At 65.4% G+C, this 16,354-nt stretch carries 11 protein-coding genes; 5 read left to right on the top strand and 6 right to left on the bottom strand.

Annotated elements, in window-relative coordinates; all coding sequences use genetic code 11:
- The first annotated feature begins 10 nt into the window (after positions 1-10).
- Entirely contained in the window at positions 11-1,636 is a 1,626-nt protein-coding gene (locus I6F12_RS03940; protein ID WP_225155544.1) for a thiamine pyrophosphate-dependent enzyme, read from the top strand.
- Here I6F12_RS03940 and I6F12_RS03935 read toward each other — a convergent pair.
- The 5 genes from I6F12_RS03935 to I6F12_RS03915 form a co-directional block, all read right to left on the bottom strand.
- Complete coding sequence (locus I6F12_RS03935) at positions 1,614-2,855, bottom strand: MFS transporter (protein WP_225155543.1); 1,242 nt, start codon at positions 2,853-2,855, stop codon at positions 1,614-1,616. The two genes, I6F12_RS03940 and I6F12_RS03935, sit on opposite strands and share 23 nt — an antisense overlap.
- Before the next feature lie 83 nt (positions 2,856-2,938).
- Complete coding sequence (alkB, locus tag I6F12_RS03930; protein WP_225155542.1) at positions 2,939-3,592, bottom strand: DNA oxidative demethylase AlkB; 654 nt, start codon at positions 3,590-3,592, stop codon at positions 2,939-2,941.
- A 9-nt stretch (positions 3,593-3,601) separates the two neighbouring features.
- The gene (locus I6F12_RS03925; RefSeq protein ID WP_036023029.1) at positions 3,602-4,348 is read right to left on the bottom strand and encodes a 2OG-Fe(II) oxygenase; all 747 of its coding nucleotides are present in this window, start codon (positions 4,346-4,348) and stop codon (positions 3,602-3,604) included.
- 400 nt (positions 4,349-4,748) lie between these two features.
- Positions 4,749-5,435 (bottom strand): DUF2848 domain-containing protein, encoded by a 687-nt coding sequence (locus I6F12_RS03920; RefSeq protein WP_225155541.1) that lies wholly within the window; start codon positions 5,433-5,435, stop codon positions 4,749-4,751.
- Positions 5,428-6,777: an amidase gene (locus I6F12_RS03915; RefSeq protein WP_225155540.1), complete on the bottom strand. Its 1,350-nt coding sequence runs from the start codon at positions 6,775-6,777 to the stop codon at positions 5,428-5,430. The genes I6F12_RS03920 and I6F12_RS03915 overlap by 8 nt, the downstream gene beginning before the upstream one ends.
- Positions 6,778-6,953: 176 nt before the next feature.
- Here I6F12_RS03915 and I6F12_RS03910 point away from each other — a divergent pair, with 176 nt between their 5' ends.
- From I6F12_RS03910 to I6F12_RS03900, 3 genes are all read left to right on the top strand, one after another.
- Positions 6,954-7,367, top strand: coding sequence for a Zn-ribbon domain-containing OB-fold protein (locus I6F12_RS03910; protein ID WP_027558650.1), 414 nt, complete (start codon positions 6,954-6,956; stop codon positions 7,365-7,367).
- A gap of 3 nt (positions 7,368-7,370) precedes the next feature.
- Entirely contained in the window at positions 7,371-8,510 is a 1,140-nt protein-coding gene (locus tag I6F12_RS03905) for a thiolase (protein ID WP_225155539.1), read from the top strand.
- 187 nt (positions 8,511-8,697) lie between these two features.
- A complete protein-coding gene (locus I6F12_RS03900) occupies positions 8,698-9,612 on the top strand; it encodes an SDR family NAD(P)-dependent oxidoreductase (RefSeq protein WP_109144458.1) in 915 nt (304 codons plus the stop codon).
- Positions 9,613-9,682: 70 nt separating this feature from the next.
- On the opposite strand, the gene ppc is transcribed toward I6F12_RS03900, so the two are convergent.
- Positions 9,683-12,481, bottom strand: a complete 2,799-nt coding sequence (gene ppc / locus I6F12_RS03895) for a phosphoenolpyruvate carboxylase (RefSeq protein WP_225155538.1) — start codon at positions 12,479-12,481, stop codon at positions 9,683-9,685.
- Positions 12,482-15,223: 2,742 nt separating this feature from the next.
- On the opposite strand from ppc, the gene I6F12_RS03890 reads away from it, so the two are divergent.
- Entirely contained in the window at positions 15,224-16,330 is a 1,107-nt protein-coding gene (locus tag I6F12_RS03890; protein WP_036006206.1) for a TRAP transporter substrate-binding protein, read from the top strand.
- The last annotated feature ends 24 nt before the right edge of the window (positions 16,331-16,354 follow it).

Below are 16,354 nucleotides of genomic sequence, written 5' to 3'. Positions count from 1 at the left end.
GAATAGCCAAATGACCAGCCTCACCGGCGGCGAAGCGATCGTAAGCGGGCTTGTCGCCCACGGCGTCGACACCGTGTTCGGCCTGCCCGGCGCGCAGGTCTACGGCCTGTTCGACGCCTTCCACCAGGCCCAGCTCAAGGTGATCGGCGCGCGGCACGAGCAGGCCTGCGGCTACATGGCATTCGGCTATGCGCGCTCCAGCGGCCGGCCCGGCGTGTTCAGCGTGGTACCCGGCCCGGGCGTGCTCAATGCCAGCGCGGCGCTGCTCACCGCGTTCGGCTGCAACGAGCCGGTGCTGTGCGTCACCGGCCAGGTGCCGACTTCGTTCCTGGGCAAGGGTCGCGGCCATCTGCATGAGATGCCGGACCAGCTCGCAACCTTGCGCACCTATGTGAAATGGGCCGAGCGCATCGAATATCCCGGCAATGCGCCGACGATCGTGGCACGCGCGTTCCAGGAGATGATGTCGGGACGGCGCGGCCCCGCCTCGGTCGAGATGCCCTGGGACGTCTTCACGCAGCGCGCGGCAACAGTGCCTGCGCAGGTGCTGGAGCCGCTGCCGGCGCCGCAGCCCGATCCTGATATGATCAAGCAGGCCGCCGCGCTCATCAGGACCAGCAAGGCGCCGATGATCTTCGTCGGCAGCGGCGCGATCGAAGCGGGTGAGGAGATCCTCGAACTCGCCGAGATGATCGATGCGCCCGTGGTCGCCTTCCGTAGCGGCCGCGGCATCGTCTCCAATGCGCACGAGCTCGGGCTCACCATGGCCGCGGCCTACAGGCTGTGGCCGAACACCGATCTCATGATCGGCATCGGCACGCGGCTGGAGCTGCCGACCATGTCGCGCTGGCCGTATCGGCCCGCTGGCCTGAAGTGCATCCGCATCGACATCGATCCGGTCGAGATGCGGCGGTTCTCGTCCGACACTGCGATCGTCGCCGACGCCAGGGCCGCGACCCGCGATCTCGCTGCCGCCGTGGGCAAGGCCGGCTACAGCAAGACCTCCGGACGGCGCGCCACGATCCGCGAGGCCACCGCGGCCGCGCAAGCCGAGATCCAGCGGGTCCAGCCGCAGATGGCCTATCTCAACATCCTGCGCGAGGTACTGCCGGCGAACGCGATCGTCACCGACGAACTATCGCAGGTCGGCTTCGCTTCCTGGTACGGCTTTCCGGTGTACCAGCCGCGCACCTTCATCACCTCGGGCTACCAGGGCACGCTCGGCTCGGGCTTTCCGACCGCGCTCGGCGCCAAGGTCGCCAATCCCGACAAGCCGGTGGTGGCCATCACCGGGGACGGCGGCTTCATGTTCGGCGTGCAGGAGCTCGCCACCGCCGTGCAGTTCAACATCGGTGTGGTGACGCTGGTGTTCAACAACAACGCCTATGGCAATGTCCGCCGCGACCAGCGCCAGCATTTCGATGGCCGCGTGGTGGCGTCCGACCTCGTCAATCCGGATTTCGTCAAGCTCGCGGAGTCCTTTGGCGTCGCCGCGGCGCGCGTTACCGCGCCGGAGCAGTTCAAGGCGGCGATGGAGAAGGCGCTCGGCCACGGCGGGCCGGTGCTGATTTCAGTCGAGGTGCCCAGGGATTCCGAAGTCAGCCCGTGGGCTTTCATTCACCCGCCGAAGCCTTGAGGCCGGACGCTCCCTGCAGCCGCGCGGCTGCAATCACCAGCAGACCGGTGCCTGCGACCGACCAGCAGGCGACCGGCGCCCAGTGCAGCAGCGGCGCGTATTCCGGCATCTTCTGCAGGCCGCCCGCAACCGCCGCCATCCGCGCGAAGGTGCCGAGGGCGAGCGCGGAGAAGACGAGGCCCGTGACCTTGCCTTCAGCGCCGGTCGAGCCGATCGCGAGCGCAGCCGAGACCGCGCTCATCAGCATGCAACCCCACGCGGCTCCGGCGAGAAATTGCGCGGCGATCAGCATGTTGAGATTGCCGGCGAACTCGGCCGCCGCAATCGCCACCGCACCGAACAAGCCCGCGGCGCCCATCACGACGAGGCCGCCGCGATGCTTGACGACGAGGCTTGCCGGAAACATCGCGATGTTGAAGCCGATCCAGAACACCGGCATCAGCCATTGCAGGTCGCCGGGAGCTGCAAAGCGCAGATAGAACGGCGCGCTGTTCATGGCAAAGTGCAGCTGGTAGCCGAGTGCGAGCGCGACCATCGCGACGATGAAGGCGATCGGGACGAGACCGAGCGGCTCTGCCGCTTCGTCCGGTGTGGGCGGAACGGTGTCGCGCGCCACGTCATGCTCGATCCTGGACAGCCCGAGCGCGGTCAGGAGCAGCACCACGCTGGAGATCACGAACGGCAACCGCGCATCGTGCTCGCGCAGCACCACGCCGAGATAGGGCGAGAGCGCGCCGGCGACGCCGTAGCCGAGCATGGCGAGCGCTGCCAGGAACGGCACCTGCGGCTTGGCGCGGTACTTGCCGAGCAAGGTCAGCGGCGGCGCCCGCAGCGCAGAGGACGTGATCGACCAGATCACGATCAGCGCGATGAACCAGCCCTGTGCCGCCGCGCCGGCTCCGGCCACGAAGGGCAGCGCGACGAAGGCGCCGCAGGAGATCGCAGCCACGACACCGACGAACAGGCCGAGCCTGCCGACATAGGGCGCGAGCTTGTCGGCGGCGATTCCCATCGCGGTGTCGGCAATGGTGAAGATCGCCTGGTCCAGCATCAGGATGAGGATCACGGCGGACGGCGCGATGCCGACCTCGGCGGCGAGCTTTGGCAGGTAGACGACGTAGGTCGTCCAGCCCAGCGTGAACACCAATTGCAGGCCTGCGAGATAAAGCCCCGTGCGGTTCGCAATGCCCATGCCAGCCGAGCTCTGTGTGGTCGTCATGTCGCCGCCTCCCCGCCCCGAGCTTAGACGAGCCAAGCTTAGACGAGCCAAGCTTAGACGAGCCAAGGCTGCGAGGAAACGCGTCAGCGCGTTCTGCGGAAGGTCAGATTGATCCGCTTCCGCCCCAGCAGCGGATGCTCGCCGTCGGCGAGCGGCGCGACGCCGTGATAGGCGAGCCTGCTGGTCCCGCCCCAGACCACGACGTCGCCATGGACGAGCCGGAAGCGGCGCGGCTTGTCGCTGCGTGCGAGGCCGCCGAACAGGAAGGTCGCGGGCAGGCCGAGCGAGACCGAGACGATCGGCGCGGAATAATCCAGCTCGTCCTTGTCCTGATGCAGCGACAGCCGCGTGCCTGGCTCGTAGCAATTGACGAGGCAGGCATCGGGGGCAAAGCCTCCAAAGCCGACCTGCTCCGCGGCGCGGCGGGCGAGATCACGGAGCAGCGGCGGCATCGCCGGCCATGGCGCACCGGTGCGCGGATCGATGGGGTCGTAGCGATAGCCGGTGTGATCGGTGATCCAGCCGCGCTCGCCGCAATTGGTCATCGCCACCGACATCAGATGGCCGCCCGGCGTCGTCATCCGCCGGAACGGCGATTGCGCCACGATGGCGCGCACGGCGTCGATCAGCCCGCTCTCGATCGGCTTGACGAAGCCGCGCAGCAGCACGGCCCCATCGGCGATGTTTTCGCGCGACGGTTGGGCTTCTGCGACGCTATCGAACAAATCAGCCGTCAACGGCTCCGCTCATTTGGCATCGTGAAAAATCACACCCAGCGTGTGGCGCTGGCCGGACCTGATCCGGCTGACGCCGTGGCGGAGATTAACGCGGTAGGTGCCGCGTGTCCCCTGCACCGGACGATGATGCACAGCGAAGGCGACCGCATCGCCCTGTGCCAGCGGCACCACCTCGGCGCGGGACTGCATGCGCGGGCGCTGCTCGGTCAGCACGAACTCGCCACCGGTGAAGTCGCGTCCGGGCTCGGAGAGCAGGATCGCGACCTGGAGCGGGAACACGTGCTCGCCATAGAGGTCCTGGTGCAGGCAATTGTAATCACCGGCCTCATATTGCAGCAGCAGGGGCGTCGGCCGCGCCTGCCCGGCATCGTGGCAGCGCTTCAGGAACGCCGCGTGTGCGGCGGGATAGCGGATGTCGATCCCCATCGCCTCGTTCCAGCGATTGGCGACGGCTTGAAGATGCGCGTAGAGCGCCGGGCGCAGCTGCGCGATCAGATCGGGCAGCGGATAGGCGAAGTACTTGTACTCGCCGCGGCCGAAGCCGTGGCGGCCCATCACGATGCGGCTGCGGAAGTGCGCATCGTCCGGGTAGAGCGCGGCGATGGCGCGGCATTGGTCAGGCGTCAGCAGGTTCTTCAGGACGGCGCAGCCCTGGGTGTCGAGCTCGGCGGTGATCTGCGGCCAGTCGAGGGCGTCGACATGGTCGGCGAGGTTGGGAACGGAGTCTGGTGCGGAAACGCGTTTCGCGATGGCCATAGCAATCATCCCATTCACATCCGTCATTCCGGGGCGCGACGAAGTCGCGAGCCCGGAATCCATAACCACGATCGGGAGTATGGATTCCGGGCTCGCGCCCAAGTGGGCGCGCCCCGGAATGACGGGAGTGGGTGTCGCAGATCCCGGGCGCCACAACCACCCGATTTCCGATGATCGTCTCCACCGTCATTGCGAGGAGCCCTTGCGACGAAGCAATCCAGACTGGTTCCGCGGAGACCCTGGATTGCTTCGCTTCGCTCGCCGACGCGGAGAGAGATCAGCCCCTCACCGGCAGTTTCGTAGGGTGGGCAAAGGCGCTCTTGCGCCGTGCCCACGTCTTCGCAATACGTGGGCACGCTTCGCTTTGCCCACCCTACAAGGCCGTCGCTTGTGGCGCGAGTTACCCCCTCACCGGCAACGTCGCCACGTCGTAGCCGTGCCTGATCGTTCGCTTCAGCACGGGGTCTTCCAGCTCGAAGTCGAAGCGGTCGGCCGGGCGGATGCCGCCCTTGGCGGCGAACGTGCCGCCGAACATGGCGCAGCCGTCGGGAAACTTGCCACCGTCAAAGCCGCGCGCGATGAGGTCGGCGACCGGCAGCATCGCATCCAACGTGCCCTCCTGGTAGAGCACGCGCTCGCCTTTGATGGTGGCGTAGGAGCGCAGGATCATCTTGTCCCAATGACCGATGACGTCCTCGAACTCCCACAGCGTCGAGGCGATCGGCTTGTCGCACATCTGCTTGGAGACCGTGACGCTGTAGGCCTCGACCTTGCGGTCGGTGTGATCGGAGCCGCAGCCGACGAAGATGCGGCCCTGCCAGCCGATGAGCACGAATTCGACCTCGCCGGAGGAATCGCCACCGGTGCATTCGATGCTGTCCTCCTGGGTCAGTCGCCGCGCCGAGGCGCGATAATAGATCGGCGTCGAGGCCGGGCGGGCGATGCCCATCTCCTCCAGCTCTTTGATGTGCTTGTCGCGCGCGACCGTATCGCGGCCGGTCCAGCCGGCAATGACCAGCTGGTCGATCGGCAGCGTCAGCGGCGTGGTGGTGTCCTTGGCGTCGATGGTGAAAGTCAGGTCAAACACGAATGACGGCCTCCATGCCGGCAGCAAGCTCGAAGATGCGATGGTCGGAGCCGCCTGCGCCCGCCAGCATCAGGCCGACGGGAACGTCGCCCGCGCGATGACAGGGCAGCGAGATGGCGCAACCGTCGATCAGGTTGATCAGGCTGCAATTGCGCAACGCGCGGATGTTCTCGCGGGCGAACGCCTGATCGTCGGCGAGGTCTGCGATCTTCGGCGGTGTGTTGGGCGTGGTCGGCAGCACCAGGGCGTCATAGGGCGCGATGCGCGCATTGACGCGCGCGATCAGCGAGCGGCGTTCGTTGAGCAGGTCGATGTAATCGGCCGCGCTCTGCGCCTCGCCGCGCATGATGCGAACGAAGACGCGGGGATCGTAGACGTCGCCCTTGGCCGTGATGAGATAGCGGTGCCAGGCATAGCTTTCGGACGCGGCAAAGCCGCCCTTGGCATTCATCGGGCCGACGTCGTGGAACTCCGCCATCTCGATACGCTCGATGATGGCGCCGTGATCGGACAGCGTCTTCAGCGCGCGCTCGAAGGTGTTGGCCACCTCTGCGTCGAGGTCGTCGAGCGCGATCGCGGTGGGCACCGCGAGGCGCATGCCCTGGATCGGCCGCGGCCTCAAGGCGATGATCGGCTCGCCCGCGAGCACGGCATCGAGTATGGCACAGCAGCTGACCGATCGTGCCAGCGGCCCGATGCTGTCGAGCGAGAACGACAGCGGCACCGAGCCGTCGAGCGGCACGCGGCGCTGCGTCGGCTTGTAGCCGACGATGCCGTTGAAGGCGGCCGGAATCCGGCAGGAGCCGCCGGTGTCGGTGCCGAGCGCGCCATGCGCCATGCCGTCGAGCACGGACACCGCCGCGCCGGCGGACGAGCCGCCGGGCACGTGGCCTTCGGATCGGTTCCAGGCCCCCTTCGGCGTGCCATAATGCGGATTGATGCCGATGCCGGAATAGGCGAACTCGGTCATGTTGGTGCGGCCGATCACGACGAAGCCTGCCTTGCGCAGCCGCGCCACCGTCGCGGCATCGTGCTCGGCCGGGGCTGAGTCATCGAGCGCGCGCGAGCCGGCGCGCGTCACCTGGCCCTTGATGTCGAACAGATCCTTGATCGAGATCGGGATGCCGGCATAGCGCGACGGCGCCGCCTTGGCCTTGCGCAAGCCATCCATCGCATCGGCGGCCGCGAGCGCGGCGTCCTTGTCGACATGGATGAAGGCGCGCTGGCCCTCGCCGGCGGGGTCGGCGATCCTGGCGAGGCAGGCCTCGACCAACTTGCGGGAGGTGGTGCGGCCGCTTTCGAGGTCTTCGGCGAGCTGCGCCAGTGTCGGAAAATCGGGCATGTCTGTCTCACGGAATATTTCGCGCGCAATCTATAGCGCTGGCTCAGCTCGACACAAGCATTGTGCGCATGATGGCATGCATGCGCATTGCTGGACCGTTGACGCGCCATGGTCGATTGTCGCATCAAGTTTGAACCGGCGGGCGCGAGGCCTGTCTCTTGGGAGGAGCCGCCCACATGGCCGAACCGCAGCGCGCGCGACCGAAACCGACGCCGGAGACCCAGCATTTCTGGGACGGCACCAAGGCCGGCGAATTGCGCCTGCAGCGCTGCGATGCCTGCGCCCATGTCTACTTCCCGCCGCGCCCGTTCTGCCCGTCCTGCGCCTCGCGCAAGGTCAGCATCTTCAAGGCGAGCGGCAAGGGCTTCCTCTACAGCTACGTGATCAACCATCGTCCCGCCGCGCCGGGCTTCACGCCGCCTTACGCCATCGCGGTGGTCGAGCTGGACGAGGGCCCGCGGATGATGAGCAACATCATCGACTGCCCGCAGACCCCCGAGGCGCTCGAACTCGACATGAAGCTCGAGGTCGCCTTCCAGGAGCTCGACGACAAGATCACCCTCCCCGTCTTCCGCCCGGCGAAGGGGTAGACCATGCGCAAGAACCAGGTTGCCGTCGTCGGCGCAGCCGAGACCACCGAGCTCGGTGTCATCCCCAATGCCTCGCAGCTCCAGCTGCACGCGGATGCCGCGCTCAACGCCATTGCCGACGCCGGGCTGAAGCTGTCCGACATCGACGGCTTTGCCACCGCGGTCGAAACGCCGCAGCAGGTCTGCCACTATCTCGGCATCAAGCCGACCTGGGTGGACGGCACCTCGGTCGGCGGCTGTTCCTTCATGCTGCATGTCCGCCACGCGGCGGCGGCGATCGAGGCGGGTCTCTGCAAGACGGTGCTGATCACCCATGCCGAGAGCGGCAAGTCGATGATCGGCAAATTGCCGCGCTCGACACCGGCCGACAGCCTCAACGGCCAGTTCGAGGCGCCTTTCGGCGTCTACGGCCCGCCCAGCATGTTCCCGATCCCCGTGCTGCGCTTCATGAAGACCTACGGCATCACCCACGAGCAGCTCGCTTCAGTGGCGGTGGTGCAGCGGGAATGGGCGACGAAGAATCCGCGCGCGATGATGAAGGAGCCGATCACGGTCGCCGACGTCCTCAACTCGCGCATGATCGCCTATCCGTTCCGGCTTCTGCAGTGTTGCCTCGTCACTGACGGCGGCGGCGCGCTGATCCTGACCTCGGCCGACCGCGCCAGGGATTTTCCGCGCAAGCCGGTCTACATCATGGGCACCGGCGAGAGCGTCGAGACGCCGATGGTCAGCCAGATGGAGACGTTCAACTCCTCGCGTGCGTTCAAGACCGCCGGGCCGCTGGCGTTCAAGGAAGCCGGCATCGCCCACGGCGACGTCGACCATCTCATGATCTACGACGCGTTCGCGCATCTGCCGCTGTTCGGCCTCGGCGATCTCGGCTTCATGCCCTATGAGGAGACCGGCCAGTTCATCGCCGACGGCAACACGCGTCCCGGCGGGAAACTGCCGCTCAACACCAATGGCGGCGGCCTGTCCTACATGCATTCGGGCATGTACGGCATGTACGCGCTGCAGGAGAGCGTGCGCCAGATGCGCGGCATCGCGCCGGCACAGGTGCCGAACGCGAAGATTTCGGTGTGCCATGGTGTCGGCGGCATGTTCGCCGCGAGTGGCACGATCGTGTTTACGAACGAGAGGTAATGCGCCGCTCGCCTCTCCCTCTCCCCGTTCTTACGGGGAGAGGGTTGGGGTGAGGGGCCTCTCTCCACGGATGAGATGGCCGCGAGACCTGTACCCCCTCACCCGGATCGCATCTTCGATGCGATCCGACCTCTCCCCGCAAGCGGGGCGAGGTAAGAAACGCCGGAACGCATAGCGGAGAACCCACATGAGCAAATCACTGCAAGACAAGGTCATCATCGTCACCGGCGCAGGCCGTGGCATCGGGCGCGAGATTGCGCTTCTGTGCGCCGCCGAGGGCGCCAAGGTCGTCGTCAACGATCCCGGCGGAGCCGCCGACGGCGCCGGCGCGAACGCGGCGCCCGCCGAGGAGGTGGTCGAGGAGATCAAGAAGCGCGGCGGCACGGCGGTCGCCAATTTCGAGAGCGTCGCGGAAGCGATCCCCGCCAGCAAGATCGTGAAGACCGCGACCGATCATTTCGGCCGGCTCGACGGCGTCGTCAACAATGCCGGCATCCTGCGCGACATGATCTTCCACAAGATGAGCGTGGAAGCGTTCGAAGCCGTCATCAAGGTGCATCTGATGGGCTCGTTCTACGTCAGCCACGCCGCGGCGCGCATCTTCCGCGAGCAGGAGTCGGGCTCGTTCGTGCACTTCACCTCGACCTCCGGCCTGATCGGCAATTTCGGACAAGCCAATTACGCGGCGGCCAAGCTCGGCATCGTCGGGCTGTCGAAGTCGATCGCGCTCGACATGGGCCGCTTCAACGTCCGCTCCAACTGCGTCTCGCCGTTCGCCTGGACCCGCATGATCGGCACCATCCCGACCGAGACCGACGCCGAGAAGGCGCGCGTCGAGAAGATCAAGCAGATGGGCCCGGAGAAGATCGCGCCGCTCTGCGGCTACCTGCTCGGCGATTCCGCCAAGGACGTCACCGGCCAGATCTTTGGCGTGCGCATGAACGAGATCTTCCTGTTCAGCCAGAACCGTCCGATCCGCTCGGTGCAGCGGAGCGAAGGCTGGACTCCGCAGTCGATCGCGGAACACGGCATGCCGGCGCTGAAGGGCTCGTTCTACAAGCTCGATCGTTCGGCCGACATCTTCACCTGGGATCCGGTGTGAGATTGCGCGAATAGGGAGTGGCGAATGGCGAATAGGGTTTCTATTCGCTACTCGCCATTCGCAATTCGCCCTACCCCGTATTCCGCAAGCCCGCCGAAATCCCGTTGATCGTCAGCTGGATCCCGCGCAGCACCTGCTCGTCGGGGTTCTGCGCGCGGTGCTCTCTCAAGAGCTCGACCTGCACGTGGTTGAGCGGATCGAGATAGGGGAAGCGGTGGCGCACGGAGCGCTCCAGCAGCGGGTTGCCCTGGAGCAGCCGGTCCTGGCCCATGATGTCGAGCAGCGTCTCGATGCAGGAATGCCATTCGCGGCGGATGCGGCCAAAGATTTTTTCGCGCAAGGCTTCGTCCGGCACCAGTTCGGCATAGCGCGAGGCGATCGCGATCGAGCTCTTGGCCAGCACCATGTCCATGTTCGACAGCAGCATGCGGAAGAACGGCCATTCCTGGTAGAGCTCTTTCAGGAACGGCATGCCCTGCTCTGGATGCTCCGCGATCCACTGCTCGACCGCGCTGCCGAAGCCGTACCAGCCCGGCAGCATCAGGCGACATTGCGCCCACGAGAACACCCAGGGAATCGCGCGCAGATCCTCGATCGCGCGGGTCTTCTTGCGCGAAGCCGGACGGCTGCCGATGTTGAGCGTGGCGATCTCGTTGATGACGGTGGACGACCAGAAGTACTCGACGAAGCCTTCGGTCTCGTAGACGAGGCCGCGATAGGCCTTGAAGGCGAGGTTCGAGAGTTCGTCCATCGCGGTCAGATATTCGCGGCGCGGCGCGCTCTGGCGCGGATGCAGCAGACTTGCCTCCAGCGTCGCCGCGGCGAGGATTTCCAGATTGTTGCGGCCGACCTCGGTGTTGGAATATTTCGACGAGATGATCTCGCCCTGCTCGGTGATGCGGATCTGGCCGTTCACCGCGCCGCCGGGCTGCGCGATGATGGCGTCATAGCTCGGCCCGCCGCCGCGCCCCACGGAGCCGCCGCGGCCGTGGAACAGACGTAAGCGCACGTGGTGCCGCTCGAACACTTCGACGAGGCCGATCTCGGCCTTGTAGAGCTCCCAGCCCGAGGTGACGAAGCCGCCGTCCTTGTTGCTGTCGGAGTACCCAAGCATGACCTCCTGCACGCTGCCGCGGCTGTCGACGAGCCGGCGGTAATCGTGCAACGACAGCATGCGGTCCATGATGCTGCTCGAAGCCTGCAAATCCTCGATGGTCTCGAACAGCGGCACGATGTTGATGGCGCTGCGGCCGGAGGGATGGACGAGGCCGACCTCCTTCAGGAGCACGGCGACCTCGAGCATGTCCGACATGCCCTTGCACATCGAGATGATGCATTGAGGAATGGCGTCCGAGCCGAATTTCGCATGCGCTTCCGCGGCGGCATGGAACACGTTGAGCTCGCCCATCGTCTCGTCGCTGTATTTGACGAAGGGCGAGACCAGCGCGCGCGTCGAGCGCAATTCGTTGGTCAGCAGCGAGATGCGAGCGTCCTCGCCAAGCGCGAGATAGGACATGCCGGGATTGGCGGCGTCGATCAACTCGGCGATGGTGCGCTCGTGGACGGCCGAGTTCTGGCGAATGTCGAGCCGGGCCAGGTGAAAGCCGAAGCAATCCACCGCGCGGCGCAAGAGCCGCAGCCGGCCGCGCGCGATGACGCGGGCGTTGTTGGAGATCAGCGAGCGATGCAGCACGTCGAGATCGGCCAGCAGCTCCCTGACGCTCTCGTAAGGCGCCGCTTTGCCGACAGGCCGGCGCGTGATCTCGACTTCGAGCTTTTCAGCCGTCGCGGTGAGACGGGCATAGATGCCTGATACCGCGAGGCGATAGGGCTCGCCGCTCCGGTGCGGCGAGGTGTCCGGCGAACGCTCCGCAAGCGTGCGCAGCTCCTCGGAGACGTCGGCGAGATGGGCTGCGATCGACAGCTCCGCGCCGAGCACGTGCAGCTCGTTGAGATAGAACTGCATCACCCGGCTCGACTGCAGCCGCAGCGTGCCGCGCATCACGTCGGCGGTGACGAAGGGATTGCCGTCGCGGTCGCCGCCGATCCAGCTGCCCATGCGCAGGAACGAGGCAAGCTCGCCGGCCGCCTGCTCGCCGCTCTCCTCCAGCCGATCCTCCAGCGCGTTGATGAGCCGCGGCACCTCGCGCAGGAAGGTGTAGTCGTAGAACGACAGGCCGTTGGCGACCTCATCCAGCACGGTGAGCTTGGTCCGGCGCAAGAGGTTGGTCTGCCACAGCGTCAGCACCTCGCGACGGAGCTGCTCGTCGCTGGCAGCCGCCTCCTCCGCGGTCAGTGCAACCCGCTCGCGGCGATCGAGCAGGGCTGCAATCTCCATCTCGCGGTCCATGGTGCTCTTGCGGCGGACCTCGGTCGGATGCGCGGTCAGCACCGGGCTGACCAGCGCGGTCTTGAAGAAGGTGCGGAGCTGGTCGGGACCAATGCCCGCCGCCTTGGCGTGCGCCAGTGTCTCCGCCAGCACGCCGGAGCCGCCATTCTTGGCCGCCGCGCGCGCGCGCATCTGACGGATGTTGTTCTGGTCCTCGGCGATGTTGGCAAGGTGCGAGAAATAGCTGAAGGCGCGGACGATGCGCACCGTCTCGGAGGTCGACATGCTGTCGAGGATCTGCTCGAGCTCGCGGCGGGCGAGTCGGTCCTCGTCGCGGTGGAACCGGATCGAGGTCTGCCTGATACGCTCGACCAGGTCGAACACATCAGGACCCTCCTGATCGCGCACGGTGTCGCCGAGAATGCGCCCGAGCAGGCGGATGTCGTCCCGCAACCGCGCATCGGCCTCCATCGCCTGGACATCCTCAGGGCGGTTGGGACGATGCTCAGTGGCGTCGGATGATACGGTCTGGAGGGACATGGCTCGCTCCCCTGCTCGCGCCTTTGGCGGCCCGGTCCGGAGGAGTGTGCGATATTTTTCTACCGCAGTGCAAGATGAACTTGATGGCGGCGCGGCAGGGCCGGGGTGATGATCGCGTGTCCCGGACAAGCAGCAACGCCGCAAGCGTTGTTGCGCCGAGCCGGGATCCAAGAGCCGCAGGGCACATTGCTGCAATATGGGCCCCGGCTCTGCAGCGCATCGCTGAAGAAGCGCTGCGCTGCGTCCGGGGCACGAGATGAGCTAGTTCTGGAAATAAAAACGCCTCCGCGGTCTCGCGGCGTGGTCCGCCCGAAGTTTTGCTGTCCGTTTCGCCCTCAGCGAGAAGCAAGGGCGCAGGGAAGGCCGGGCGCCGGCTGGCACCCAGGTCCGCACGCGAAAAACGCACGCGGGGTGACCACAGGTGATGCCGGACATCCCGGCCTTCCCTGCGCAATGGTTTTACGGCTTATGGCGCGCTCTCCCCGGGGAGCGATGCACTATTGCCCCCGTCGCCTTGCGGATAATCGATGCGCGCACCCGGTCGGGCCGCTTCACCACCGCAAGCCTTGACGCACAGACCCCGGGCGTCAGGACCACACGCTTTTGCCGTCCGCGGACGTCCCTCCCCAGACAGTCGGAAGCTCGCGCGTGCTCGCCCCAATGCCGAAAAGAAACGCTGTGACCGCGCCGTGTCGTACCGCGGATCGCGACGGCTCACGGGCCTCAGCCCGCCCTGCCACCCCGTCACGCGCCGGCGCTGCCGCGTCCATCGCATCCCGGCCTACGTATCGTGACGATCGCGAAACGTCCCTTTGACGGGCTGGGATGCGCTACGGTTTAACCGAAACAACGAATTCGGTCAATCAGAATATTTTGCGCTCCCGCCCCTTGACCTGCATTTGGCGTGTTTTGCCCGACGGGCAGCGCGAGGGATTGGGGCGCAGACAACGAGCCATGGCGCTGAAAAATAGGCTCCGCTATCTCGAAATGCGTAGGATGGGTAGAGCGCTGCGAAACCCATCACGTTGCGTCATCGGCGGACAGGTTGATGGGTTTCGCTGACGCTCTACCCATTCCACGAGCTTGCTCGGGCTACAAGCGGACGCCGCGCACTTGGCTGAATGGCACCAGAACTGTAGATTGAACTGCCGCGAAACAAGCAAAACGGCAAGGTCGTTCATATTCGGAGCAGTTCGACTAAATGGCGCGCCCCTTCTTGATCGTCTTCGATTGGATTTGGCTCGCCCCCATTTTCGTGACAATGGTGGGCGGAGTATCTGCTCTGCGGACGCAAGGCCCACCATGGATCATCCACCTGTGCGTCTTTGGATGTTTGCTCGCAGCGTTGCCAGCGTTCATTGGTCTATGGAGCACAATAGATTCGGACGCCGCGGGTGAGCCGACAAACGCATTCACGGCGCTGCATTACCTCATTGTGATGGTGGGGTGTGGCCTTGCATACTCAATCTTTGCCTTGATGCTTTTCTTGAAGAGAAGGCGAATAGCCTGAGCATGGCAATCGGCGAACAGATGATGGGTTTCGCTGCGCTCTACCCATCCTACGAGCTACCGCAGTGCAAGATGAACTTGGTGGCGGCGCGGCAGGGCCGGGCTCATGATCGCGTGTCCCCAAGCAGCAACGCCGCAAGCGTTGCTGCGCCGAGCCGGGATCCAGAAGCCGCAGAGCACAACGCCCGCAATATGGGCCCCGGCTCAGCAGCGCACCACGCCGCGAAGACGCGTCGCGCTGCGCTGCGTCCGGGGCACGGAAGCTTTCTCTTTGTCTTTCATAGAACATGCCTCCGCGGTCTCGCGGCGTGGTCCGCCCGAAGTTTTGCTGTCCGTTTCGCCCTCAGCGAGAAGCAAGGGCGCAGGGAAGACCGGGCGCCGGCTGGCACCCAGGGTCCGCACGCGAAAAACGCAGGCGGGGTGACCACAGGTGATGCCGGACATCCCGGCCTTCCCTGCGCAATGGTGTTACGGCTTATGGCGCGCTCTCCCCGGGGAGCGATGCACTATTGCCCCCGTCGCCTCGCGGCTGATCGATACGCGCACCCGGTCGGGCCGCTGCACCACCGCAAGCCTTGACGCACAGACCCCGGGCGTCAGGACCACACGCTTTTGCCGTCCGCGGACGTCCCTCCCCGGACAGTCGGAAGCTCGCGCGTGCTCGCCCCCGATGCCGAAAAGAAACGCTGTGACCGCACCGTGTCGTGCCGCGGATCGTGATGGCTCACGGGCCTCAGCCCGCCCTGCCACCCCGTCCCGCGCCGGCGCTGCCGCGTCCATCGCATCCCGGCCTACGTATCGTGACGATCGCGAAACGTCCCTTTGACGAGCCGGGATGTGCTGCGGTTTACCCGAAACAGCGAATTCGGTCAATCAGAATATTTGCACTCCCGCCACTTGACCTGCATTGGCGTGTTTTGCCCGTCGGGCAACGCGAGGCATGGTGTGCGCCGCATCGCCTGGCCGCGTCCCGCCGCAGCCAAAGGCGCCCCCGGCGTCTGCTTTGCCACCGACAGCCAGCGTAACAAACGAATGGAGGTTCGTCGCCGAAGGGTCAAAGAGCTGACGTCTCGACCATGTCCAATTCCAGCGCTTGCTACCGCCAGAAAGCAAGATGACAACTTGCGGCGATGGTGGCAGAATGATGACAGACGTGGTTTGAAGACTTGGCGACCAAGAACAACGAAGAGAATAGTTCGCCGCGGTCACGTTGTCCAAGGGAGGAGATGGCTCATGAAACGCATGTTTCTGGGACTGGTCGCCGTTGCCCTGATCGCTTCGGCGTTTGTCGTATCCACCACAACAGTCATGGCGCAGACGAAGGTGTTGAAGATGCAGGCCACATGGCCGGCGTCGCTCACGCTCTATGACAACTTCACCTATTTCGTCGATCGAGTGAACAAGCTGTCAGCCGGCGCGCTGAAGATCGAGGCGATGCCCGCCGGCCAGGTCGTGCCGGCGTTCGAGGTGCTGGACGCAACCAACAAGAAGGTGCTCGACGGAGCGCATGCGTGGGCCGGCTACTGGACCGGCAAGAACAAGACCGCGATCCTGTTCACCGGCGGTCCCGGCGGCACCTTCGGCATGGACTTCATGGACGTGATGGGTTGGCTCTATCACGGCGGCGGCCTCGAGCTTTACAACGAGTTTTATCAGAAGGAGCTCAAGCTCAACCTCGTCGTGTTTCCAATCCTGCCTGCAGGGCCGCAGGCGTTCGGCTGGTTCAAGAAGCCGATCCAGACGGTCGAGGACATGAAGGGCATGAAATGCCGCCAGACCGGCATGGCCGGCGAAGTGTGGCAGGCGCTCGGCTTCACGGTGGTCAACATGCCGGGCGGAGAAATCATTCCCTCCGCGCAACGCGGCGTGATCGATTGCGCCGAATGGGTCGGCGGCATCGAGGACATGCAGCTCGGCTTCCACAATGTCTGGAAGTATCACTATTCACCCGGCTTGCATGAGAACGTGACGGTTGGCGAGCTCGTCATCAACGGCGATGTGTGGAAGGAGCTCAGCCCGCAACATCAGGAGATCATCAAGTCGGCGGCCAACGAGACATTCCTCGTCTGGTGGACCAAGTGGCAGCGCCAGAACGCCGATGCGCTGATTGAGATGCAGCAGAAGCACGGCGTACAGATCCTCCGCACGCCGACGGAGATCCTGCTGGCCTTCATCAAGAAGTGGGACGAGATCGCGGCGGCCGAGGGTGCCAGGAACCCGTTCTTCAAGAAGGTGCACGACTCGCAGAAGGCGTATGCCAGCGCTGTGGTGCCGTACAAGAGGTCTTACTTCCCGCCATACTCCTTCATGGCGAACTACTATTTCCCAACCGAGAAATAGGACTCCTCCGAGGGCGGCCGATTT

Source organism: Bradyrhizobium sp. IC4059 (assembly GCF_020193615.1).
GTDB lineage: Bacteria > Pseudomonadota > Alphaproteobacteria > Rhizobiales > Xanthobacteraceae > Bradyrhizobium > Bradyrhizobium yuanmingense.
The sequence above is the reverse complement of the archived record's forward strand: the minus strand, read 5'-3'. Positions and strand labels throughout refer to the sequence as shown.

Bases quoted from the DNA above. Each gene is read 5' to 3' on its own strand.
- I6F12_RS03940 (WP_225155544.1), top strand. From the start codon at position 11: ATGACCAGCCTCACCGGCGGCGAAGCGATCGTAAGCGGGCTTGTCGCC.
- I6F12_RS03935 (WP_225155543.1), bottom strand. From the start codon at position 2,855: ATGACGACCACACAGAGCTCGGCTGGCATGGGCATTGCGAACCGCACG.
- I6F12_RS03925 (WP_036023029.1), bottom strand. From the start codon at position 4,348: ATGGCCATCGCGAAACGCGTTTCCGCACCAGACTCCGTTCCCAACCTC.
- I6F12_RS03915 (WP_225155540.1), bottom strand. From the start codon at position 6,777: ATGCCCGATTTTCCGACACTGGCGCAGCTCGCCGAAGACCTCGAAAGC.
- I6F12_RS03910 (WP_027558650.1), top strand. From the start codon at position 6,954: ATGGCCGAACCGCAGCGCGCGCGACCGAAACCGACGCCGGAGACCCAG.
- I6F12_RS03905 (WP_225155539.1), top strand. From the start codon at position 7,371: ATGCGCAAGAACCAGGTTGCCGTCGTCGGCGCAGCCGAGACCACCGAG.
- I6F12_RS03900 (WP_109144458.1), top strand. From the start codon at position 8,698: ATGAGCAAATCACTGCAAGACAAGGTCATCATCGTCACCGGCGCAGGC.
- ppc (WP_225155538.1), bottom strand. From the start codon at position 12,481: ATGTCCCTCCAGACCGTATCATCCGACGCCACTGAGCATCGTCCCAAC.
- I6F12_RS03890 (WP_036006206.1), top strand. From the start codon at position 15,224: ATGAAACGCATGTTTCTGGGACTGGTCGCCGTTGCCCTGATCGCTTCG.